18 protein-coding genes are annotated in these 21,721 nt (G+C 66.2%); 7 read left to right on the top strand and 11 right to left on the bottom strand.

Annotated features, from left to right (window positions below):
* Positions 1-4: 4 nt before the first annotated feature.
* A complete protein-coding gene (locus AC1DKR_RS09165) occupies positions 5-2,110 on the top strand; it encodes a M13 family metallopeptidase (RefSeq protein ID WP_312106864.1) in 2,106 nt (701 codons plus the stop codon).
* 172 nt (positions 2,111-2,282) lie between these two features.
* Positions 2,283-4,289 (top strand): M13 family metallopeptidase, encoded by a 2,007-nt coding sequence (locus tag AC1DKR_RS09160; RefSeq protein ID WP_394197808.1) that lies wholly within the window; start codon positions 2,283-2,285, stop codon positions 4,287-4,289.
* 62 nt (positions 4,290-4,351) lie between these two features.
* Here the strand turns inward: AC1DKR_RS09160 and AC1DKR_RS09155 are convergent, their stop codons facing one another.
* Positions 4,352-6,007: a saccharopine dehydrogenase family protein gene (locus AC1DKR_RS09155; protein WP_394197810.1), complete on the bottom strand. Its 1,656-nt coding sequence runs from the start codon at positions 6,005-6,007 to the stop codon at positions 4,352-4,354.
* Positions 6,008-6,132: 125 nt separating this feature from the next.
* Between AC1DKR_RS09155 and AC1DKR_RS09150 the strand changes: the two genes are divergently transcribed.
* Both AC1DKR_RS09150 and AC1DKR_RS09145 read left to right on the top strand, forming a co-directional pair.
* Entirely contained in the window at positions 6,133-6,615 is a 483-nt protein-coding gene (locus AC1DKR_RS09150; RefSeq protein WP_447945401.1) for a VOC family protein, read from the top strand.
* Positions 6,612-8,198 carry a phytoene desaturase family protein gene (locus AC1DKR_RS09145; protein ID WP_447945402.1) on the top strand — a complete coding sequence of 529 codons (1,587 nt, stop codon included), beginning with the start codon at positions 6,612-6,614 and terminating at the stop codon, positions 8,196-8,198. The genes AC1DKR_RS09150 and AC1DKR_RS09145 overlap by 4 nt, the downstream gene beginning before the upstream one ends.
* Before the next feature lie 73 nt (positions 8,199-8,271).
* Here AC1DKR_RS09145 and AC1DKR_RS09140 read toward each other — a convergent pair whose 3' ends face one another.
* The 6 genes from AC1DKR_RS09140 to AC1DKR_RS09115 form a co-directional block, all read right to left on the bottom strand.
* Positions 8,272-8,946 carry a rhomboid family intramembrane serine protease gene (locus AC1DKR_RS09140; RefSeq protein ID WP_223482807.1) on the bottom strand — a complete coding sequence of 225 codons (675 nt, stop codon included), beginning with the start codon at positions 8,944-8,946 and terminating at the stop codon, positions 8,272-8,274.
* A gap of 93 nt (positions 8,947-9,039) precedes the next feature.
* The gene (locus AC1DKR_RS09135) at positions 9,040-9,468 is read right to left on the bottom strand and encodes an MGMT family protein (protein ID WP_223482806.1); all 429 of its coding nucleotides are present in this window, start codon (positions 9,466-9,468) and stop codon (positions 9,040-9,042) included.
* A complete protein-coding gene (locus tag AC1DKR_RS09130) occupies positions 9,375-10,295 on the bottom strand; it encodes a DMT family transporter (protein WP_223496000.1) in 921 nt (306 codons plus the stop codon). Before AC1DKR_RS09130 ends, AC1DKR_RS09135 begins: the two co-directional genes overlap by 94 nt.
* A gap of 477 nt (positions 10,296-10,772) precedes the next feature.
* A complete protein-coding gene (gene gorA / locus AC1DKR_RS09125) occupies positions 10,773-12,131 on the bottom strand; it encodes a glutathione-disulfide reductase (protein ID WP_394197816.1) in 1,359 nt (452 codons plus the stop codon).
* A gap of 202 nt (positions 12,132-12,333) precedes the next feature.
* The gene (locus tag AC1DKR_RS09120; protein WP_442244093.1) at positions 12,334-13,578 is read right to left on the bottom strand and encodes a DUF418 domain-containing protein; all 1,245 of its coding nucleotides are present in this window, start codon (positions 13,576-13,578) and stop codon (positions 12,334-12,336) included.
* 99 nt (positions 13,579-13,677) lie between these two features.
* Positions 13,678-14,160, bottom strand: a complete 483-nt coding sequence (locus AC1DKR_RS09115) for an FKBP-type peptidyl-prolyl cis-trans isomerase (protein WP_025876084.1) — start codon at positions 14,158-14,160, stop codon at positions 13,678-13,680.
* Between the two features lie 111 nt (positions 14,161-14,271).
* Here AC1DKR_RS09115 and AC1DKR_RS09110 point away from each other — a divergent pair, with 111 nt between their 5' ends.
* From AC1DKR_RS09110 to AC1DKR_RS09100, 3 genes are all read left to right on the top strand, one after another.
* Positions 14,272-14,811 carry a C40 family peptidase gene (locus AC1DKR_RS09110; protein WP_025876082.1) on the top strand — a complete coding sequence of 180 codons (540 nt, stop codon included), beginning with the start codon at positions 14,272-14,274 and terminating at the stop codon, positions 14,809-14,811.
* 132 nt (positions 14,812-14,943) lie between these two features.
* Positions 14,944-15,720, top strand: a complete 777-nt coding sequence (locus AC1DKR_RS09105) for a C40 family peptidase (protein WP_033831682.1) — start codon at positions 14,944-14,946, stop codon at positions 15,718-15,720.
* A 231-nt stretch (positions 15,721-15,951) separates the two neighbouring features.
* Positions 15,952-17,304: a sigma-54 interaction domain-containing protein gene (locus AC1DKR_RS09100; RefSeq protein ID WP_033831683.1), complete on the top strand. Its 1,353-nt coding sequence runs from the start codon at positions 15,952-15,954 to the stop codon at positions 17,302-17,304.
* 85 nt (positions 17,305-17,389) lie between these two features.
* Here AC1DKR_RS09100 and AC1DKR_RS09095 read toward each other — a convergent pair whose 3' ends face one another.
* From AC1DKR_RS09095 to AC1DKR_RS09080, 4 genes are all read right to left on the bottom strand, one after another.
* A complete protein-coding gene (locus AC1DKR_RS09095) occupies positions 17,390-18,679 on the bottom strand; it encodes a transporter (RefSeq protein ID WP_033831684.1) in 1,290 nt (429 codons plus the stop codon).
* Positions 18,680-18,724: 45 nt separating this feature from the next.
* Positions 18,725-19,477, bottom strand: coding sequence for a hypothetical protein (locus AC1DKR_RS09090; protein WP_312108112.1), 753 nt, complete (start codon positions 19,475-19,477; stop codon positions 18,725-18,727).
* 13 nt (positions 19,478-19,490) lie between these two features.
* Positions 19,491-20,195 carry a C39 family peptidase gene (locus AC1DKR_RS09085; protein ID WP_312786803.1) on the bottom strand — a complete coding sequence of 235 codons (705 nt, stop codon included), beginning with the start codon at positions 20,193-20,195 and terminating at the stop codon, positions 19,491-19,493.
* A 140-nt stretch (positions 20,196-20,335) separates the two neighbouring features.
* A complete protein-coding gene (locus tag AC1DKR_RS09080) occupies positions 20,336-21,718 on the bottom strand; it encodes an adhesin (RefSeq protein ID WP_312108114.1) in 1,383 nt (460 codons plus the stop codon).
* Positions 21,719-21,721: the final 3 nt, after the last annotated feature.

Genomic DNA, 21,721 nt, shown 5'->3' with positions numbered 1-21,721 from the left:
TCAAGTGACCCGTACTCCCAAGATCGTGCTGCTGACCCTGGCCGTTTCGGCCGCGCTGGTCGGCTGCGGCAAGAACGAAACCCCGGCAAAGGATGCCACCGCCTCCACGCCGGCCGCGGCCGACGCCGCCACCACCTACAAGCTCGACGAGAGCAAGCTGCCGGCCTACAACGCCTTCCAGGCCAGCGATCTGGACAGCAACCTTGACGCCTGCACCGCCTTCGGCGACTACGTCAACGGCAAGTGGCTGGCCGCCAACGAGATTCCGGGCGACCGCACCAGCTGGGGCGCCTTCACCATCCTCGACGAGCGTTCGGTGGCCGTGCAGCACCAGCTGGCCGAGCAGGTCGCGCAGGTCAAGAATCCGGCCGGCATCGAGAAGATCGTCGGCGACCTGTGGGCCACCGGCATGGACGAAGCCAAGGTCAACGCCCAGGGCATCGAGCCGCTGAAGGCCGATCTGGCTGCGATCGACGGCCTGCAGGACAAGGCGGCCATCGCCAACTACCTGCGCACCAGCGCCGCCAAGGGCGAGAACGTGCTGTTCGGCTTCGGCGCCGAAGCCGACTTCAAGAACTCGGCCGTGAACATGGCCTATGCCAGCCAGGGCGGCCTGGGTCTGCCGGACAAGACCTTCTATACCGATGCCTCCAAGGCCGACAAGCTGAAGGCCTACCAGGCTCACGTGGCCAAGGTGCTGGAGCTGTCCGGCGTGGCCGCTGCCGATGCAGCAAAGCAGGCTGAAGAAGTCGTCAAGTTCGAGACCCGCCTGGCCAAGGCGTCCAAGTCCAGCGTCGAGCTGTCGCGCGATGTCTCGCTGTACTACCACCCGGTCAGCCTGGCCGAGGCCGATGCGCTGACCCCGAACTTCAGCTGGACCGAGTTCTTCAAGTCGCAGAACGTGGCCGCGCCGGAGAAGTTCTCGCTGGCCATCCCGGCCTTCCACCAGGAAGTGAGCAAGGCGCTGGGCGATACCGATCCGTCGGTGTGGCGCGCCTACCTGCGCTTCCACACCGTGGACAGCGCCTCGCCGTACCTGGCTGATGCGTTCGTGCAGGAAAGCTACGAGTTCTACGGCAAGACCCTCAATGGCCAGAAGGAACAGAAGCCGCGCTGGAAGCGCGTGCTGGGCACCATCGAGAGCGACGCCGGCGAAGCCTTCGGCCAGCTGTACGTGAAGGTCGCCTTCTCGCCGGAAGCCAAGGCGAAGATGGAAGAGCTGGTGAAGAACCTCGCCGCTTCGCTGAAGGAACGCATCCAGGGCCTGTCCTGGATGAGCGAAGAGACCAAGGCCAAGGCCATCGCCAAGTGGGAAACCTTCACTCCGAAGATCGGTTACCCGGACAAGTGGCGTGACTGGTCGGGCCTGCAGACCAACCGTGACAGCTATCTGGGCAACGTGCGCGCGGCCACCGCGTTCAACTACCAGTACAACCTGGCCAAGATCGGCAAGCCGGTGGACAAGACCGAGTGGGGCATGACCCCGCAGACGGTCAACGCCTACTACAACCCGCTGCAGAACGAGATCGTGTTCCCGGCCGCCATCCTGCAGCCGCCGTTCTTCGATGCCAAGGCCGACGACGCGCTGAACTACGGCGGTATCGGTGCGGTCATCGGCCACGAAATGACCCACGGTTACGACGACCAGGGCAGCCGCTTCGGGCCGACCGGCAACTTCGAGAACTGGTGGACCGAAGCCGACTCGAAGAATTTCGCTGGCCTGACCGGCAAGCTGGTCAAGCAGTTCGACCAGTACAAGGTCGACGGCCAGGCCGTGAACGGCCATCTGACCCTGGGCGAGAACATCGCCGACCTGGGTGGCCTGGCCACCGCCTACGACGCATTGCAGAAGGCGTCGGCCGGCAAGGAAGACGCGAAGATCGATGGCTTCACCCGCGATCAGCGCTTCTTCTTCAACTGGGCCACCGTGTGGCGCACCAAGTACACCCCGGAGAACGCCAAGGTCCGCCTGGCAACCGACCCGCACGCGCCGGCGCAGTTCCGCGCCGTCGGTGCGCCGTCGAACCTGCCGACCTTCACCGCGGCCTTCCAGTGCAAGCCGGGTACGCCGATGTCGCGCACCGGCGACTCGCAGGTGGTGATCTGGTAAGCCACGGCTGAGGCCACGGCTTGCCTGCAGAGGCCCGGGATTTCCCGGGCCTTTGTTTTTCCGCGCGGTGGAGATCATCTGCGTCGTTGCAGACGTCACAGCGCATGCATCTCCCACCCTGCCCGGCTTGCTATAGTTCGCCCGCCCTCAATCCATCACGGATTCGTTCTACATGCCCAACTTCCGTCCGCTTGCCATCGCCCTGGGCATCAGCCTGGCGACCCTGGTTCCGACCCACGATGCGTTCGCCGCCAAGAAGAAGGCCGCACGCGCCCCGGCCGTCAGTGCGCAGTGCAGCGATTTCTACGACGCCACCAACGCAGGCTGGCTGAAGGCCAACCCGGTGCCGCAGACCGGCGCCGCCACCGCACTGGGCCAGCTGGTCGACCGCAGCCGGCAGCAACAGCGTGAACTGCTGGACGCCTCGATGAAGGCGCCGCAGGGCAACGTGCAGAAGCTGCTGGGCGACTTCTGGGCCAGCGGCCTGGACGAAGCGGCCGTGGAAGCCGACGGCTCCAACCCGATCGCACCGCTGCTGACCCGCATCAACGCGATCAAGAAGGCCAAGGATGTCCCGGCCTCGATCGCCGCGCTGCACCAGGTCGGCATCCCGGTGGCCTTCAACTTCGGTCCGGACGTGGACCTGAAGGCGCTGGACCGCCACATCGGTTACTTCATGCAGGGCGGCATGGGCCTGCCTGATCCGGCCTTCTATACCCGCACCGACGCCGACACCGTCGCGTTGATGGGCCGCTATCGCAACTACGTCAAGCAGATCCTCGCACTGACCGGCACCCCGGCGGCCAAGCTGGACGCCGAGTCGCAGGCGGTGATCGCGCTGGAAACCGAACTGGCGCGCAACGCGCAGTCGCTGGCGGGCATCAACAACCCGTTCAACAACTACGCGCCGATCTCCACCAAGGACCTCAACAGCCGCTACCGCAACCTGCAGCTGGACGCGTTCCTGAAGGCGCAGGGCGTCAACGATGACCTGGTGTCGCTGGCCGATCCGGCGCTGTTCAAGCAGCTCGACGGCATGGTCACCAAGCTCAAGCCGGACCAGTGGAAGGCCTACCTGCGCTGGCGCGTGGGCGACTCGATGGCGCCGTACCTGTCCAAGGCGTACCGCGATGCGGAGTTCGAATTCCGTGGCCGCGTGCTGCGTGGTGAAACCCTGCCGCCGCAGCGCTGGGAAAGCGTGCTGGACGCGATCAACGTGGCCGCTGGCCCGATGGTCGGCCGCGAATACGCAGCCCGTTACCTGTCCGCCGAAGACCGCCGCCAGGCGGCCTGGATCGTCGACAAGGTGCGTGAAGTGCAGATCGAAGCGGTCAAGAACAACAGCTGGATGAGCGCCGAGGCCAAGACCGAAGCGCAGGCCAAGCTGGCCGCGCTGAAGATCGAGATCGGCACCCCGCTGCGTGACCTGGACTACAGCGTGCAGCCGATGGGCCGTGGTTCGTTCGGCGGCAACATGCTGATCGCGTCCACCTGGCGCCACCGCGAGGAAATGAAGCGCATCGGCAAGGGCAACGCCGACCGCCGCTGGGACGTGCTGCCGCAGCAGCCGTCGCTGGCCTATGACCTGGCGCAGAACCGGCTGATCGTCACTGCGGCGATCCTGCAGGGCCCGGTGTTCAACGCCAAGGCCGATGCCGCCGACAAGTTCGGCAGCTTCGGCGGCCTGGTCGGCCACGAGCTGACCCGTGCGATCGATGCCAAGGGTGCGCTGGTCGATGCCAAGGGCGAACTGCGCAGCTGGTGGACCCCGGCCGACAAGACCGCTTGGACCCTGCTCGGCACCCGTGTCGCCACCCAGTACGGCGCCTACGAGTTCCCCGGCGTGAAGGGGGCCAAGGTCAACGGCACGCTGACCCAGGAAGAGAACCTGGCCGACATCGCCGGTCTGGAACTGGCCTGGGCCGCGTACACCGCGCAGGAGCCGAAGGCCAAGCCGGCACAGCAGCAGGGCTTCTTCCGCGCCTGGGCTGCGCTGTGGCCGCAGCAGCTGTCGCCGAACGAGGCCGCACGCCGCCTGACCGCCGACATCCGTGCACCGGGTCGCTGGCGCACCAATGGCCCGCTGTCGAACCTGCCGGCATTCGGCGCCAGCTTCAGCTGCAAGCCGGGCCAGCCGATGCAGCGCACCGACGGCGAGCAGATCAAGGTCTTGCGCTGAGGTTCATGCAACAGCAATAACGGAAAGGGCGCCTTCGTGGCGCCCTTTTTCGTCGGTGGACATCACGCGGGCTTCAACGTTCCCCGGTAATGCACGATCCGCCCCACCACCGGCGCGCCGATCTCCACGTCGAAGACGAAGCGCCCATCCTCGTCACTCTCGAAACTGTTCTCCCCGGGCAACAGCCACTGCGGCAACGGCAGGCCCAGGATCGACCAGCGTCGCGGCACCAGTTGCAGCCGCCCGTCGTCGACCAGAAGCGCCAACGCTACCGATACCGCACCGAAGCGTTCGACCAGCAGCGCTTCGTTGCGCCCCTGCCCCTGCGTCTGCAACGAAGAGAAACGACGGCCGGCAAAGGTCCGTGTCCAGCGCTCACCACCCGCCTCTGCGGTGAACTCCACGCTGACCGGCACCGCCTCGCCCGCTGCCGGAAAACCGAACACTTTCCCCAGCAACCGCGACAACAACCCAGCACCGCGTTCGACCGATGCCGTGCCGCTCCAGCGCTTGGCTGCAGACGGTGCGTGCAACGCCTGCACGCTGGCCGGCAGCTGCGCGTACGCGCTGCCCAGCAGGCGCTGGTACAGGCTGGCACCGGGCATGTCGCGGCGGAAACCGGTATGGATCGTGCGCCCGTCGAACAGCCGGTCGTAGTCGGACAGTTCCAGCGCATGCGTGGCCGGGCGTGCACCCGGTGACGGCCGATCACCGGCCAGCTGCTTGCGGATCACCGCTTCGATCGCCATCGACGGGATGTACGGGCCGTCATCGGCTTCGGCCAGCAGGTGCCAGCTCTGTTCCACACGCGCACCATCGCGGGTGCCCACGGCACGCACGATCATGCCGCCGCGATGCTCGCCGAACTTCATCAGGTTCAACACGGTGTAGAACAACCGCGAGCATGGCTCCAGCGATGGCAGTTTCAGGTGCAGGCGCGCCTTGGCCAGCACATTGAGCACGCGATGCAGGATCTCCGGCACCGGGCCAGCCCCCATCCAGATGTCGGTCATCGTCGGATGTGCGGGTGGCAGCACCTGCAGATCGGGCACATCCACCAGCGAGAAATGCAGGTTGCGCAGCGGCAGCCGCCCCGGCACCGCGACGGTGAAGCGGCGACTCTCGGCAAGGCCGATGCCGTGCCCATCGCGACCGTTGCGGCGCAGCTTCACCGGCGCACCGGCATAGCCGACCACCGCACGCATCACGTTCAGGCCGATGCCGGCATACGGCGATGGCGCGATGCCGCCCTCCACGCTGACGATGTCCATGTGCGTGGCCATCTCGCGCAGCACCGCGGCGGTCAGTACGGGGAAGCTGCTGACGCCCGACAGCACGTAGATGCCAGCCGCCCTGGCCTGCGCGTCGTACTGCGAAACGCCGAACACGAAGTCTGCCGCGTCGGCGAAGTCCAGATAATCAATGCCGGCGGCGATGCAAGCTTCGATCGCGCCATAGCGGTGTTCGCCATAGTCCTGGAAAGGACCGGAGGCATCCACCACCAGCTCCGGTCGCTCGGCCTGCAGGGCCGTGGCCAGCCGTTGCCGGTCGACCTGCAGTGGGCGCAGTGTCGATTGCCCCACGTAGCTTGCACAGAAGGCCTGTGCCGCTGCCAGGTTGCGGCCACCGATCAGCAGTTCCAGCATCGGCAGGTCGGCCAGCAAGCGGACCAGGCGCCCCCCGAACACCCCATATCCACCCAGAATCAGGATCTTCACGCATCATCCCTGTCGTGTCGTCTGGCCATGGTAGCGCGGCGCCGGCAGCTCCCGCAGTGCAGCACGATCCGGCATTAACACCGCCCATGCTATCGCTGCGCCTTCGTCCACTGCGGAGCCCCGCCATGGCTCACAAGAACACGATCTGCGTCTGGTATGACAACGGTGCGCTCGAGGCCGCCACGTTCTACGCAAAGACCTTTCCCGACAGCGAAGTAACCGCTGTGCATCACGCGCCCGGCGACTTCCCCGACGGCAAGCAGGGGGACATCCTCACCGTCGAATTCACGGTCTGCGGCATTCCCTGCGTCGGCCTCAATGGTGGCCCGACCTTCAAGCACAGCGAAGCGTTCTCGTTCCAGATTTCCACCGAGGACCAGGCCGAGACCGATCGCCTGTGGAATGCCATCGTCGGCAACGGTGGCCAGGAAAGCCAATGCGGCTGGTGCAAGGACCGTTGGGGCGTGTCCTGGCAGATCAGCCCGCGCATGCTGATCGAAGCGGTGACCAGCAAGGACAAGACCCTGGCCAAGCGCGCCTTCAACGCGATGATGCCGATGAAGAAGATCGACATCGCCACCATCGAAGCGGCGATCCGCAACGCATGACGACGTTGGACACGATCATCGTTGGTGGCGGCCACAACGGGCTGGTGTGCGCGGCGTATCTGGCGCGCGCGGGGCAACGGGTGCTGGTGCTGGAGCGTCGCGGCATCCTTGGCGGTGCAGCTGTCACCGAGGAGTTCCAGCCGGGCTTCCGCAACTCGGTGGCCTCGTACACGGTGTCGCTGCTGCAGCCGAAGGTGATCGAGGAGCTGCAGCTGCATGCGCACGGACTGCGCATCGTCGCGCGGCCGGCCAACAACTTCCTGCCATTGCCTGATGGCCGCTACCTGCTGTCCGCACCTGGCCGCACCCAGGCTGAGGTGGCGAAGTTCTCCGAACGCGATGCGCAGGCGCTGCCCGCCTATGAAGCGCGCCTGGAGGTATTTGCCGATGTGCTGCGCGACTGGGCGCTGCGTCCGCCGCCCGACCTCGGGGTGATGGCCGGCTGGCGTGCGTTGCCGGCGTTGTGGCAGATGGGCCGGTTGGGACGGGAGCTGGCCGCACTCGACCCTGCACTGCGCCAGGAACTGCTGGACCTATTCACGCTGTCGGCCGCCGAGTACCTGGATCGCTGGTTCGAAAGCGAGCCGATCAAGGCCCTGTTTGGTTTCGATGGCATTGTTGGCAACTACGCCAGCCCGTACACGCCAGGCAGCGCCTACGTACTGCTGCATCACGTGTTCGGCCAGTGCAACGGGGTCAAGGGCGCCTGGGGCCACGCCATCGGTGGCATGGGCGCGATCAGCCAGGCCATCGCCGCGTCCGCGCGTGCGGCCGGCGCCGAGCTGCGCGTCGATGCCGACGTGCAGCGCCTGCTGGTTGAGGACGGGCGCGTGGTCGGCGTCGCGCTGTCCGGCGGCGAGAGCCTGCGCGCACGTGCCGTGGTGGCCAACGTCAACCCGAAGCTGCTGTACGAACAACTGCTGCAGCCCGCCCAGGTTCCCGTCACCACCCGTGAACGCATGGCGAACTGGCGCTGCGGCTCGGGCACGTTCCGGATGAACGTGGCGCTGTCGCGGCTGCCGGATTTCCGCGCCCTGCCCGGCCCCGGCGATCACCTCAGTGCAGGCATCATCATGGCGCCCAGCCTGGATTACATGGACCGTGCCTGGCTGGATGCACGCCGCGAGGGGTGGTCGCGCGAGCCGATCGTGGAGATGCTGATTCCGAGCACGCTGGATGATTCGCTGGCGCCACCCGGGCAGCATGTGGCCAGCCTGTTCTGCCAGCACGTGGCACCGGTGCTGCCCGATGGCCGTCACTGGGATGATCACCGCGATACCGTTGCCGACCTGATGATCGCCACCGTCGATCACTACGCTCCCGGCTTCGCCGACAGCGTGCTTGGTCGACAGGCACTGTCACCCTTGGATCTGGAACGGACGTTCGGGCTGATCGGTGGCGACATCTTCCACGGTGCGCTCAGCGCCAACCAGCTGTTCTCGGCGCGGCCCATGGTTGGCCAGGCCGGCTATCGTGGCGCCCTGCCCGGCCTGTATCTGTGCGGCGCGGGCACGCATCCGGGCGGTGGGGTGACCGGCGCGCCCGGGCACAACGCGGCGCAGGTGGTGCTGGCCGATGCATGAAATGCGTGCCAACCAAGGTTGGCATCTACCGGCGTCAAGGTGTGCCGACCAACGGTCGGCACCCACCTGCGCCTCACTTCACGCTGCGCAGATGGTTCGGGCGCTTTGGCGGGCCGGGCGGACGACGCTTGTTGAACGGCGGTTGGCCGCGCCAGTAGCGGATCAGCAGCCAGCCGAACAGCATGCCGCCCAGGTGCGCGAAATGGGCCACGCCCGGCTGCCAGCCGGTCATGCCCAGCACCAGCTCGCCGACACCGAACAGGATCACGAACGTACGCGCCTTCATCGGAATCGGCGGGAACAGCAGCATCACCCGCTGGTTGGGGAACAGCATGCCGTAAGCCAGCAGCAGGCCGAACACACCACCGGACGCGCCCAGCACCGTGGCCGGATTGTCGAGCATCGTACCGACCAGCAACTGGCACACGCCGGCACCGACCACGCACACCAGGTAATAGGTCAGGAAGCGCTTCTCACCCCAGGTCTGTTCCAGCGGCGCGCCGAACATGAAGACGGCCAGCATGTTGAAGAACAGATGGAAGAAGCTGCCGTGCAGGAAGCCGTAGGTCAGCAACTGCCAGGGCTGGAAATTGCCGCCCGGCGAGAACGCATCGAAGCCCTGCTGCAGCGGCTGCAGCATGAACGGCTCGAAGGTCTGCATGCCGAGCAGGAACGGCTGCTGCAGCAGGAACAGGATCGCGTTGGCGATCAACAGGGCCTTGGTGACGGTTGGCAGTCGCGGGAACATGGGGACACCAGCATGGAACGGCCTCCATCATAGCCGCAGCACCGGCCTTTTTTGACCAGAGCGGACGGCCGCCCGTTCAGTCGCAGGCAGCGATCAGCCCGGCCCCCATACGGCCGCATCCAGCGCCGCCACCGGGTCCGCCGCGGGCATCCGCACCCGGCCGTTTTCCACGACGACACCCTCGGCCCGCAGCCGCTGCGATTGTTCGCGCCAGCCGGCCGAACCTTCGGCCATGGCGATGCGCCCATCCGAACGCAGTACACGGTGCCAGGGCAGCGACGGATCCTCATTCTGGCCGAGGATGCGTGCGGTCAGCCGTGCGCGTCCGGGCAGGCCCGCGCGCATCGCGACCTGGCCGTAGCCCATCACTTGTCCCGGCGGAATCGCATGGATCACCGCCAGGATGCGCGCACGCGCCTGCTCCGGCGTCAGCGGCGCAGCCGCGTCACCAGCAGTACGCCGAGCAGGACCAGCACGGTGCCGACGATCTGCGCCGGCCCCATCGGTTCGTCGAGCAGCCATAGGCTCATCACGATGGTGGAAACTGGACCCAGCATACCTACCTGCGCAGCCAGCGACGAGCCGACGCGCTGCACCGCCAGCATGATCGCCAGCACCGGCAGCACGGTGCAGACCGTCGCATTGATCAGTGACAGCCACTGCACCGCAGCGGGTGCCTTCCACAGCAACGGCAGTGGATGGGTGATGGTGAAATGCAGCAGCACCAGCACGCTGGCCACGCAGCTGGCGTAGGCGGTCAGACGAACCGCGCCGATACGGGCGACCACCTGACCACTGCCGAACAGATAGAGCGCATAGCTGAGCGCACTGCCCAGCACCAGCAGGCTACCGAGAATGATCTGCCCACCTTCGCGCTGCAGGTCATGGCCGAACGCGATCAGCACACCGAGATAGCTGAGCACCAGCGCGCCGACCTGCCAGCGACCCGGCCGCTGCCGCGCCAGAAGCACGTTGATCAACAGCACCAGAGTCGGGTTCAAGTACAGGATCAACCGTTCCAGGGTCACGCTGATGTACTGCAGGCCCTGGAAATCCAGCAGGCTGGACAGGTAGTAACCGGTGAAGCCGAGCCACAGCACGCGTGCGCGGTCAGCCCAGGAAAGTCGCTCTGCACGGCGCGAGGCCCACACCGCCATCAGCGCGAACAGGGGCAGCGCCATCAGCATGCGCAGCGCCAGCAGCGTTGTGGCATCCACGCCATGGCGCAGCCCCAGCTTGACGATGATGGCCTTGCCCGAAGCGGCAATGGCGCCGATTGCAGCCAGGCCGATGCCGCCCAGAGCGATGCGCGGGGACGTGGTGGCGATGCGGGGGGAAGAAGTGGACATCAGGAAGAAAACGGGCCGCATGGGCGGCTGGAAGCAGCCGGATTGCTTCCAATTGTCTCATGGCACTTCCGGGCGAACGATCCGATGTCCGTTCATGCTCACTGCAATTCCTGATCCACGCATGGCGTGGATCTACGTGTCGACCAAGGTCGACACCCACCAACAGCAACACAGAACGCCGGTCCGACAGATCGCAGGAATCTGTCGAAGGCGGGGTGGGTCCGGTTGCGGGGGCGTGAGCCGCATGGGCCCGAGGTATACCTCGGGCGGGTTGGGCAGGACGCCCAACCCCGGTCTTGCCGTGTGCGCAGGACAGCGCACACGAGCAAGCTGCGACCGAGCTTACAGGGACGTACTTGCAGCGTCCCCCGCAACCGGATCCACCCCGCCATGCCACAGGAAGCACGCTTTTGCTGTTGCTTCGGCTGTTGATCTTGAGGTTGCCGGCCAGCGGCCGGCACTACCGTGAGTGTCGGCTCAGCGCATCAACACCACTTCTTCAGCAGACGTCGGGTGAATCGCCACCGTGTCGTCGAATTGCGCCTTGGTCGCACCCATCTTCACCGCCACCGCGAAACCCTGCAGGATCTCGTCGGCCGCTTCGCCGAGCAGGTGTATGCCGACCACACGCTCCTCCGGGCCGGCACAGACCATCTTGAACAGGCTGCGCTGGGTGCCGTTGGCCAGCGCCTGCAGCATCGGCCGGAAACGGCTGTGGTACACCGTCACCTGGTCGAAGCGCGCACGTGCATCTTCCTCGCTCATGCCCACTGCGCCGAGCGGCGGGTGCGAGAACACCACGCTGGCCACGTTGTCGTAATCCATCTTCGCGTCCGGGCGGCCACCAAACAGGCGATCCATCAGACGGCGCGATGCAGCCACGGCAACCGGCGTCAGCCCGACCTTGCCGGCGATGTCACCGACCGCATGCACGCTCGGCACGGCCGTGGTCTGCCACTCGTCCACCTCTACCTGCTGGTGTTCGCCGATGCCTATACCGAGCGCCTCCAGGCCGAGATCCTTGCTGTTGCCGCGCCGGCCGGTAGCGAAGAAGACGGCGTCGAACACGCTGTCGATCGGGCCGTCGTGACCGAAGGCACGCACGCGTTCGCCGTCGCGCGTCAACTCGCGCAGACGATAATCGAAGTGGATGCGGACACCCTGCTGGCGCAGGTTCTCGGCCAGCTGCGCGGTCAGCTCGTAGTCGAAGCGCTCCAGCAGGCGACTGCCACGCACCAGCAGGCTCACCCTGCTGCCCAGCGCCTGCAACAGCCCGGCAAGTTCCACCGCGATGTAGCCGCCGCCGATGATGGCGACGTCGGCCGGTGCTGCACGCAGGTCGAAGAAATCGTCGGACACCAGGCCCAGTTCGGCGCCGGGAATGTCGGGCCGCTGCGGATGCGCCCCGGTGGCGATGAGGATCTGCGCAGCGCTGTACTGCACGCCATCACTGCACGCCACCGTGTGCGCATCCAGCAGATGGCCACGGGCAGGAATGCGCACCACGCCGGTTTCATCCAGGCGCTTGTGATAACTGGTGTGGATGTTGCTGATGTAGGCCTGGCGATGGATCACCAGCTCTTTCCACGACAGCGCCGGACGCGCCTCCACGTCGAAGCCCATCGCGCTGGCCAGGCCGATGCGCTCGGCCAGGTCGGCCGCCAGCCACATCGCCTTCTTCGGCACGCACCCTACATTCACGCAGGTACCGCCCAGTTCACCTGGCTCCAGCAGGGCAACACGCTTGCCATGCTGCGCGGCGCGGATGGCGCCGGCCAGGCCAGCGGAACCGCCGCCAAGGACGATCAGATCGTAGTCATAAGAGGGAGTGTTCATCGGAATCGCTCGGGTCGACAGGGAACAGGATCGATGGCGGGCGCGCGCCCGCAGAAAAGATCGACGGGCAGCTGGCTGACGCAGGCGCTCATGCTGCTGCGAGCATGCCATGACCCGCTGCAGGGCAGACGTGAGGGTGTGCAATGGCGTGCTTGACGATGCACGCAGCCATGCAGATCGCCAGGCGCGCGCCCTGCATCGATCACCGCTGCCCAGCCCCACGGCGCATCGCTGGCCATTGCTGGTACGTCATCGCACGCCACAGCCATTCCATCGGACCGAAGCGGAAACGACGCAGCCACAGATGGCTGAGGCTTACCTGTGCAGCGAACAGCAGCAAGGCGAACAGCAGCTGCCAGGCACGCGGTACTGCATCGAACCACCCCAGCCCGTAGTGATAGAACAGCAACGTACAGACCACCGATTGACCAAGGTAATGGGTCAGCGCCATCCGGCCGACTGGCGCCAGCCAGCCCATGCGCGCACGCCAGTGCACGATCCAGGCCAGGTAGCCCAGGCACATCGGCACGCCGCCCACGGCCACCAGCGCCATTGCCGAGGTGGTCGGCAGGTCATAGACACCCGGGGCCAGATAGGGCTTCCACAACACACCCGCCAGGGTGACCAGCAGGCCCAGAGGCAATGCGATCCAGCGCAGGCCGGCATACAACCGCGGGAAACGCTCCGGCGCGGTCAATGCGCCGCTGCCGGCGAACCAGGCCCCCAACAGGAACATGCCCAGCACCTCGGGGCCGGAAATGAACATGCCACCCAGCGACGCGCCGAACTCATGCAGGCGCTGCACGTTGGCCTGCATCCAGTCACCCTGGCCGTACACCAGGCGTTGCTGGTCGATGCCCTGCTGCGCGTCGACCAGCATCTTCTGCAGGTCCTGCGGGGTGGCCATCGACACCATAGCGCCGACCAGCAGCATCAGCGCAACTCCCAGCGCATACACCAGCAACCCCATCCAGGGCAGCCAGCTGCGCGGTGCCTCACGGCAGGCCAGCAACGGCAGCGAGGCCAGTGCATACAACACCAGGATGTCGCCTGACCAGACCAGCAGCGCGTGGCACAGGCCGATCAGCAGCAGCCCGGCGCTGCGACGCAGGTAGAACGGAGTGAACTGGCGGCCCGCCGCCTCGGCGCGCTGGGCCATCACCGCAAAGCCCGCCCCGAACAGCAGCGAGAACAGGGTGAAGAACTTTCCCTGCACGAACACATAGACGAACGCATCAGCCCAGTAGTCGATGCCCTGCCAATGCGCGTCGATGCCCGTAAAGGCCAGGTCCAGCGGCCCGCTGAGGGCCTCGATGTTCATCAGCAGGATGCCCAGCAGGGCGAAGCCACGCAGTATGTCCAGCAGGGCGATGCGTTCGCCGGAAGCCACCGGTTGCAGGGAAGGGGAAGCGGTGTTCACAGGGCATCCGGCGTGCAGGTCCGTCATTATGCCGCCGGCCTGCGGACCGTGGATGGCTCCGCCCTGTTCCACATACGCAACGGCCCGCCGAGGCGGGCCGTTGCTGCCATCACGATCGCGACGCGATCAGTGCTGGTGACCGCCGTCGCCGTGGACGTGGCCGTGTTCGAGCTCTTCCTTGCCGGCTTCGCGCACGTCGACGATCTCGACGTCGAAATGCAGGTCCTTGCCGGCCATCGGATGGTTCAGGTCGACGTCGACCACGCTCATGCCGACCTTCTGCACGGTCACGGCACGCGGGCCGAAGTTGGTCTGCAGCACGACCTGCTGGCCCGGGACCAGCTTGGCGGTACCGAAGTGCTTCTTCGGCACGCGCTGGGACAGGCCATCACGGCGCTCGCCGTAAGCATCGGCCGCCTTGACGTCGACGTCGAAGGTCGCGCCGGCTTCCTTGTCCATCATGGCGTTTTCCAAGCCCGGGATGATGTTGCCGTGGCCGATCAGGATCGCCAGCGGCTCGCCGCGGTCCTTGGACGATTCGATCGGCTCCTGGCCGGCCTCGGAGACGGTGTAGTGGAAGCGGACAACGCGGTCTTTTTCGATCTTCATGCGCAACTCTGTCTGGATCTGCCGGAGGCAGGCGGGTTGGGGCGGGTTGTCGCCCGGCGGGGACGCCGCCATCATGACGGCCAATCCAAGGTCGCGCATTATCCGGAGAACATGCACATCACGCCAGTTTCGTCCGGCACGCGCCGGCTCCTCGCGCCCGCCCTGCTGCTGGCCCTGCCCCTGCTGCTGACCGCCTGCGGCGGCGGCAAGGCCGTCCGTTCCGCACCGCCGCCGCCTGCGGCCAGCTGGCCCAGCACCACGCCGGACAACCCCGAGGCCGCCAATTCAGTGCTGATGCGTGCCATCAGCCTGGTTGGCACGCCCTATCGCTACGGCGGCAACACGCCTGAATCCGGCTTCGACTGCAGTGGTCTGGTCGCCTACGTCTACCGTGAAATGCTGGATCTGAAGCTGCCGCGGACCTCACGCGACCTGGCGGCGGTTCAGGGCCCGAAGATCGACCCGAAGCGCCTGGCGACCGGCGACCTGGTCTTTTTTGGCAGCCGCGGCAGTGTCAGCCACGTCGGTATCTACGTGGGCGAAGGTCGATTCGTGCACGCCCCGAGCACCGGCGGAACGGTCCGCCTTGATTCCCTCAGCGGCCCCTATTGGAAGGACCACTACACAGGGGCGAAACGGGTCCTTCGCTAAAATGAACAGGCGATATGTTCAAAACTGTGACAGATATCACCGCGCAACTAACGATTTATTAACGGAATTTTTAACTTATTACTGCTTTTACAGGGCATGATGCCCCATCGTTTTTTTCCTTGTGACCGACGCGTGACGACAAACGACCCGACGTGCCAAGGCCAGACCGCCGCTTCTTCGCGTAGTGTCCGCCCGCTTCTGCTGGGCCTGGCATTGTGTCTGACCAGCCTTCCCGCCTGGTCGCAGTCCGCTCCCACCCGTACCGATGCGACCCCGGCTGCTACCGCCGAGACCGCCCCTCGCGCAGCCGCCAAGGCCGACGCCACCGCTCCGCAGCGCAGCCGCGCCGATGCCGCCGCCAGCGCCACCCTGGCCGCCCTGCTGCCGCACCTGGCCGCCAATGACACCATTCCCCTGATGGACCGCTCGGCCATGGTGGCCGGTGACCTCAGCCGCCTCCTCGCCAATTACGACACCAGCAGCGCCGCCAATGGCAGCGTCGTGGTCGGCAACGCTGCCGACAACGGCAAGGTGCAGTCGCTGCTGCGCCGGGCCATGACCCTGCTCGGCACCCCGTACCGTTGGGGTGGCAGCAATCCGGACAGCGGCTTCGACTGCAGTGGCCTGGTCGGTTACGTGTTCCGCTCGGCCCTGGGCATCGAGCTGCCGCGCGTCTCGCGCGAAATGGCGCATGACGCCAATGCCGAACTGATCAACGACCGCGCCGCGCTGGCTGCAGGCGATCTGGTGTTCTTCGGCCGCAAGGGCCGGGTCGACCACGTCGGCATCTACGTGGGCGATGGCCGCTTCCTGCACGCCCCAAGCACCGGCAAGGACGTCCGCGTCGACACCCTGCTCACCGGCTACTGGGGCAACAAGTTCATGCAGGCCCGCCGGGTCGACCTCTGATCCGGGGTCATCTGCGCATTGCCTGAAAAGCCGCTGCCCTGCAGCGGCTTTTTCATTGGGCGGCTGGCCGTAACCGGGGCCGCTGGCCGCTGGCCGCCGCTTGCTGCGTTGGTCCTTGATGTCAAGGTTGCAGTGACCGCGACAGGCCGACCGTGTTCGGCCACAGCATCCCGGCGCGGGGCGGCGCGCCGGGTGCCCGGCTGGGCCGCCCGTGTTGCCTGGGGGAAAGGAATGGCGGCAAGCCTGGAGATTCCATCGCGTTGCGCAATCTGGTTCGGCCAACCGCAGGCAGCCGAGCGGGGTGCGCTGGCGGCGGCCGGTTGGCAACTGCGCTGCGTAAGCCCTGCCCCTGCCATGGCCATCGGCCTGCGCGGCCGCGACCACCTGGTGGCCATCGTCGATCTGCGTCACCTTGATGCCGACGCCGTGCAGCTGCTGCTGCCGTGGATCGAGCGGCATCACCACCTGCCCTGGCTCGCCGTGCTGCCCCCTGGACTGGGCAGCGCTCCGCCCGCGTGGGGGCCGCTGCTGCGCGCGTGCCGCGACCAGTTCGCGCTGCCGCTGGAACTGCACGATCTGCTGTCGGCAATGCAGCGGCAATCCGAGGGTGACGACGCGTTGCCGCACATGGTCCGCGAGTCCGGCAACCTGCCGGCGCTGATCGGCGACAGCACCGCCCTGCTGTCGGTGCGCGCCTCCCTGCATAAATTCGCTCCGGTCGACCTGCCGGTACTGGTCACCGGCGAGACCGGCACCGGCAAGGAACTTGCCGCGCAGGCGCTGCATGCCTTGTCCGGGCGCGCCGGCAAACCGTTCCTGGCGATCAACTGCGGCGCGATCCCTGCCAATCTGGTGCAGTCCGAACTGTTCGGCCACGAGCGTGGGGCCTTCACCGGTGCCGCCCAACGCCGCATCGGACTGTTTGAAAGTGCCCACGGCGGCACCGTGTTCCTCGATGAAGTCGGCGACCTGCCCGCCGACGCACAGACCAGCCTGCTGCGGGTGCTGCAGGAGGGGACGCTGGAACGGGTCGGCAGCAACCAGCCGCTGCGGGTGGACGTGCGCGTACTGGCAGCCACCCACGTCGAACTGGAACAGGCGGTGGCCCAGGGCCACTTCCGCCGGGACCTTTACTACCGCCTCAATGTCCTGCGCTTGCCGATGCCCGCGCTACGCGAGCGCGGCAGCGATGTCCTGCTGTTGGCCGAGCACTTCCTGCGTGGTTTCCGCCAACGCCACCCCGGCCGCGCACGCGGGTTTGATCCCGGCGCACGCCAGGCCATGCGCGGGTTCGACTGGCCCGGCAACGTACGTGAGTTATTGAACCGCGTGCAGCGGGCAGCGATCGTGGCCGAAGGCGAGCTGATCAACGCCGCTGACCTGGACCTGGCAGAGCCGGACGCCCCTGCGCGGCGCGCGCTGCTGCAGGATGCGCGTGGCCAGGTGGAGCGCGATGTACTGCTGCAGGCCCTGCGCCAGCATGGCTACAACGTGTCGGCGTGCGCGCGGCACATGCAGATCTCGCGGGTCACGATATACCGGTTGTGCCGCAAGCATCATCTGGAACTGCCGGCGCAGCGCTGACAACGCAGGCCCCTGCGCGGCCGGGCATGCATCGACACCGGCAAAGCGCGACCGTGCAGCGCCGCGCCATGCCGGGCTGCCGCGCTTACAACATGTACGGCACCTTGAACGCCAGCGTGAAGTCCGGCGCATCCGGGGTCAGGCCGATGCCCAGCAGCGTCACCAGCGTGGTGTGCTGGTTCAACGCGTAGGTCACGCCGAGATTGAGCGAGGCCGCATTGGCATCGCTGCCGATCACCTTCACCCATTCACCGCCCTTGAACCGGGTCGAGGCGCGCGTGCTGATCTTGTCGCTGAAGGAAATGCTCAGGCTGGTGCGCTCGTTGAATGCGAATGCCACGCCGGCACCGAAGTACACCGAACCGCCCAGTTTCACATCGCCGGGGTTGACCGTATCCGGGTTGCTGTCGATATCGCTGAAACCACGCGGGAACGAATGGATGTAGCCGGCGTTGGCGAACAGGATCGCCGGATCGGCGGTCTTCACCATCGATACGCCCAGGTTGGCCTGCCACACGCCGTTGCCGGTCGGCTGTTCCTGCGGCACCGCGAAGCGGATGTAGTCATCGTCATCGCGCTCGATTACTTTCCAGTCCAGCCCATAGGGCGCGCGGCCCGTTGGTGCGGTAACGCCACCGGTCAGCACCGTCTCCGGGCGCCAGCCGCGTTCGGAGAACAGCCGGTAGTTGGCACTCAGGCTGACATCGCCGATGCCGCTGCCGTTGGTTTCTTCCTGCGCGATCGCCGCCGCGGCACCGCCGGCACCGCCTTTCTGGTAGACCGTGCGCCGTGCCAGGTATGGCACGTCCATGTTCAAGGTGAGATTGGGGCTGACGCCCCAGCGCGCGGCCAGGTTGTAGGTCAACGAATCGGATTCGACGTTCTCGATCGCGATGTTGCCAAGGAAGATCGCATCCAGGGCGAGGAACCCGTTGAGCGTGAGCTGCTTGCGGTCGTAGCGCGCATAGGTGAGGCCGTTCTCGATGGTGAACCGGCGCGAGAACAATGCTGCCTGCTGCTGTTTGACGTCATCCACGCTGCGCCGGGCCTCCTGCTTGGCCTGCTGTGCCTCGGCCGCGCTGCTGGCATAGCCTTCGCTACTGGGCGGTACCGCGGATGCCGCAGCCGGCGCCAACGGCGCAGCGGGCGTCGCACCGGGGCCTGCGCGACCGCTCAGCCGCGCCTGCATCGCCTGCACCTGCATGTCCAGTTCGCGCAGGCGTCGTACCTCCTGTGCGTAATTGGCCTTGAGCTGTTCCAGTTGCGCGATCAATGCCTGCATGTCGGCGCCATCACTGGGCGCAGGCTGCTGGGCGAAGGCGGTGGCCGCCAGCGCCGCCAGCGCCAGCGGAGTAAGCCGGTAGAGAGTGTGCATGTCGGTGACCTGCTTTGTACGTCGGTTCCCCCCGACCAGGCCGTGTTACTGGCCTGGGCCCATGCCGCGGTTCATCCCGATCGCCTGGGCCACGTTCTGGCTCAAGGGCAGGTTGTTGGCCGCGGTATTGCGTACCAGCTCCAGCTGCAGCCGGTTGCTGGCGGTCTGTCCATCGCCGGCCAGGGCAATGCCCTGCCCCACGCTGCCATTGCGGATCCACTGCTGTACCAGGCTCTGCCCATCAACCTGCAGCAGCAGGCGCGCCTGGTTGCCATCGAGCATGGCGGTGGCAGTCGCCCCGCCCTGCTGTGCCTGTGCCATGCGGCTGCCGTCATCACTCAGTGCGGTCGGCACCGCGCCGTCACGCACGGTCAGGGTGGTCACGTTGCGTGCGGTGTTGCCATCGCCGGCCACCTGCACGCTCTGCACCAGTCCGCTGGCATTGGCCAGGCCGGTACTGTCGATGCTGCGCCCTGCCGTTGCCGGCAACGGTGCGTCAGCAGCGGTAACCTGCACGCTTGGCTGGAAGCTCAGCTTGGGTGTGCCGCCATTGCGGAAATCCATGCCCAGGGTCAGCGCGCCCTGCACCACCGCACCGTTGGGGCCCTGCCACTGCGAAATCATCGTCACCCCGAACCAGGCCACGTTGTTGCCGCCGACGGTGTAGCGGCCGCGCATCAGGTTCAGTTCGGGATCGGGTATTTCCTTCAGGCCTCGCCCCGGTGCACCGTCTGCCGCCAGCAACGGCGACACCGGCAACATCAGCAGCAGGGCGAGTACTACACGTTGACATTGCATGATCGTGCCTCCTTCAGAACAGGTCGGCGTGGCTGAAGCCGAAGTCGACCAGTTCGGCATCGGTGATCGGTCCCTGCCGCGCATACAACGCGCGGGCACTGGGCCGTTCGCTGGGTTGCAGCAGCACCGTATTGCGATCGAAGTCGCTGCCGATCACGACGAAAACGGCGCGTGACGGCCAGGCGGCACTGAACTCGTCCAGTGACAGGCTGCGGTTGCCCAGGATCGGATCGGCCACTTCCACCACGCCGTCGCGCACCTGCTTGAGCACGACGAAATGCCGGAAGCCGCGTACATCCATCAGCACCAGTCCAGGAACCCGCAACGTGCGCAGGCGCGATTCATCGATGCGATAACCGCGTCCACGCATGCCCAGCGATTCGACATAGCGCTTGATGTCCAGCAGTGAAAAGCCACGTTCCTTGACCAGCTGTGGATCCGATACCCCCATCATTCCCTCGATCACCGTCGCCTCGGTGGTGTCCAGGTGGTAGGCATAACGCAGGATGGTGGCCAGAGCGGCCGCCCCGCAGCTGTAATCGGTGTGCTGTCGCACCAGGTTGCGATAACGCCGCTCCTGCATGCTTTCCACCTTCTGCTGTAGCAGCGCGCCATTGGGCAGCACCCCGCTGAACACCACCTCGCCTGCCCAGCCACATGCGCTGGTCAGCAGCAGCAGGCAGGGCAGCAGACGCAACCACCAGCGATGACCGGCCATGCCGTTCTCCACGAGAAGGAAAGGACCCCTGCCCCAAGGGGGAGGAGGGACAGGGGCCCCCGGGGGAACCCGGCCATTGGCGGATGGCCGGGCTTGTTGCGCTCAACGCAGGTTCGCTGCGAAAGCGGTCACACCGTGGATCACTCGCCGCCGCCGGTCCCACCGCCGGTGCTCGGCTGCGCCACGGCCAATGCCAGGCTGTTGGCCTGCAGGTTGCCGGTACCCGATGCCACGTTCACGCCGATGTTGCCGGACGCGCCGGAGAACGCGCTGCCGGACAGTGCCGAGGTGTTGGTCGCATTGACGTTCACCCAGCGGGTGGTGCTGACCGTGCCACTGAGGCTGGCATAGAGGTCGGCCACGCCCAGCTCGACGAACTGGCTGGTGCCGCTTTCACGCGTATCGAAGCCCAGGCCACCCACTCCCGGCCGGTTCGGGTTCATCGTTGCATTCTGGATCTCGTTGTCCAGATCGATGTGCCCGGTCGCATTGCCACCCGGATGCGGCAGATCGCCACTCCACGAATCGAGGTAGTAGTTGGCCATCTGGTAGGCATTGCCGGTACCGCGATAGGTACCGGCACCCACGGCCAGGGTACCGCCTGCGACGCGACCGCTCAGGCCGACCTGCACCGTATCGGTATAGGACTGCACGAAGCCGGCGTTGGACACGGTGTTGCCGGTCGACACCTGGTTGGAGCTGATGCTCGACTGCGCCATCGCACTGGTTGCCACGGAGGCTGCGAGCGCGTTCTTCTGCTCGTTGTTGTTGCCCGAGGCGATGTTCACGCCGATGTTGCCCGAGGCACCGCCGAAGGCATTGCCACCGAGGCCGGCGGCGTTGGTGACGCCGGAGTTCATGGTGGTATTGCCGAAGCCGGCCTGGTTGACGAACACCTCGGCGTCGGCCATGCCGAAGCTGAAGGAAGCATCTGCAGCGGACAGCGACGCAGCATTGTCCTGCGCGTTGTTGTCGCCGGCCACCACGTTGAAGCCGAGGTTGCCGGAGGCACCCGCACCGACATCATCGGCGATCGATGCACTGTTGGTGACCAGGCTGTTGCCGGTGAGGTTGTTGCTGATCGACTGGCGGTTGTCGATCACGGCGATGGCTGCCGAATCCAGGTCGATGTCACCGGTGATGGTCGGATCGCCGGAGAAGTTGATGTCCGAACTCAGCCGCAGATCCTTCTCCAGGTTCACGTCGACGCCGTGGTTGTTCTTTTCCTTGCGCTCGTCGGCCTGGATGTTGCTGTTCTTCTGCACCTGCTCGTTGACGTTCACCGTACGATTGCGGGTCACGTTCGAGGTGTCGGTGTTGTTGCGTACTGTGGTGTTGGTGCGGGTCCAGTTGCGGACTTCGTTGTCGGTATGGTTGTGCGTGTCGTTGCGGGTTTCAGTCACGACGTGGTTGTGGTTGATGTTCGCATTGGCATTCTGGTTGTCCCAGCCATTGGCCGCAGCAGCGGTCGAGGCAGTGGCAATTGCCATGGCGAGTACGGTCTTTTTGACAGTCGCTTTCATGGT

This window comes from Stenotrophomonas sp. 01N47, from assembly GCF_056399165.1.
The sequence above is the reverse complement of the archived record's forward strand: the minus strand, read 5'-3'. Positions and strand labels throughout refer to the sequence as shown.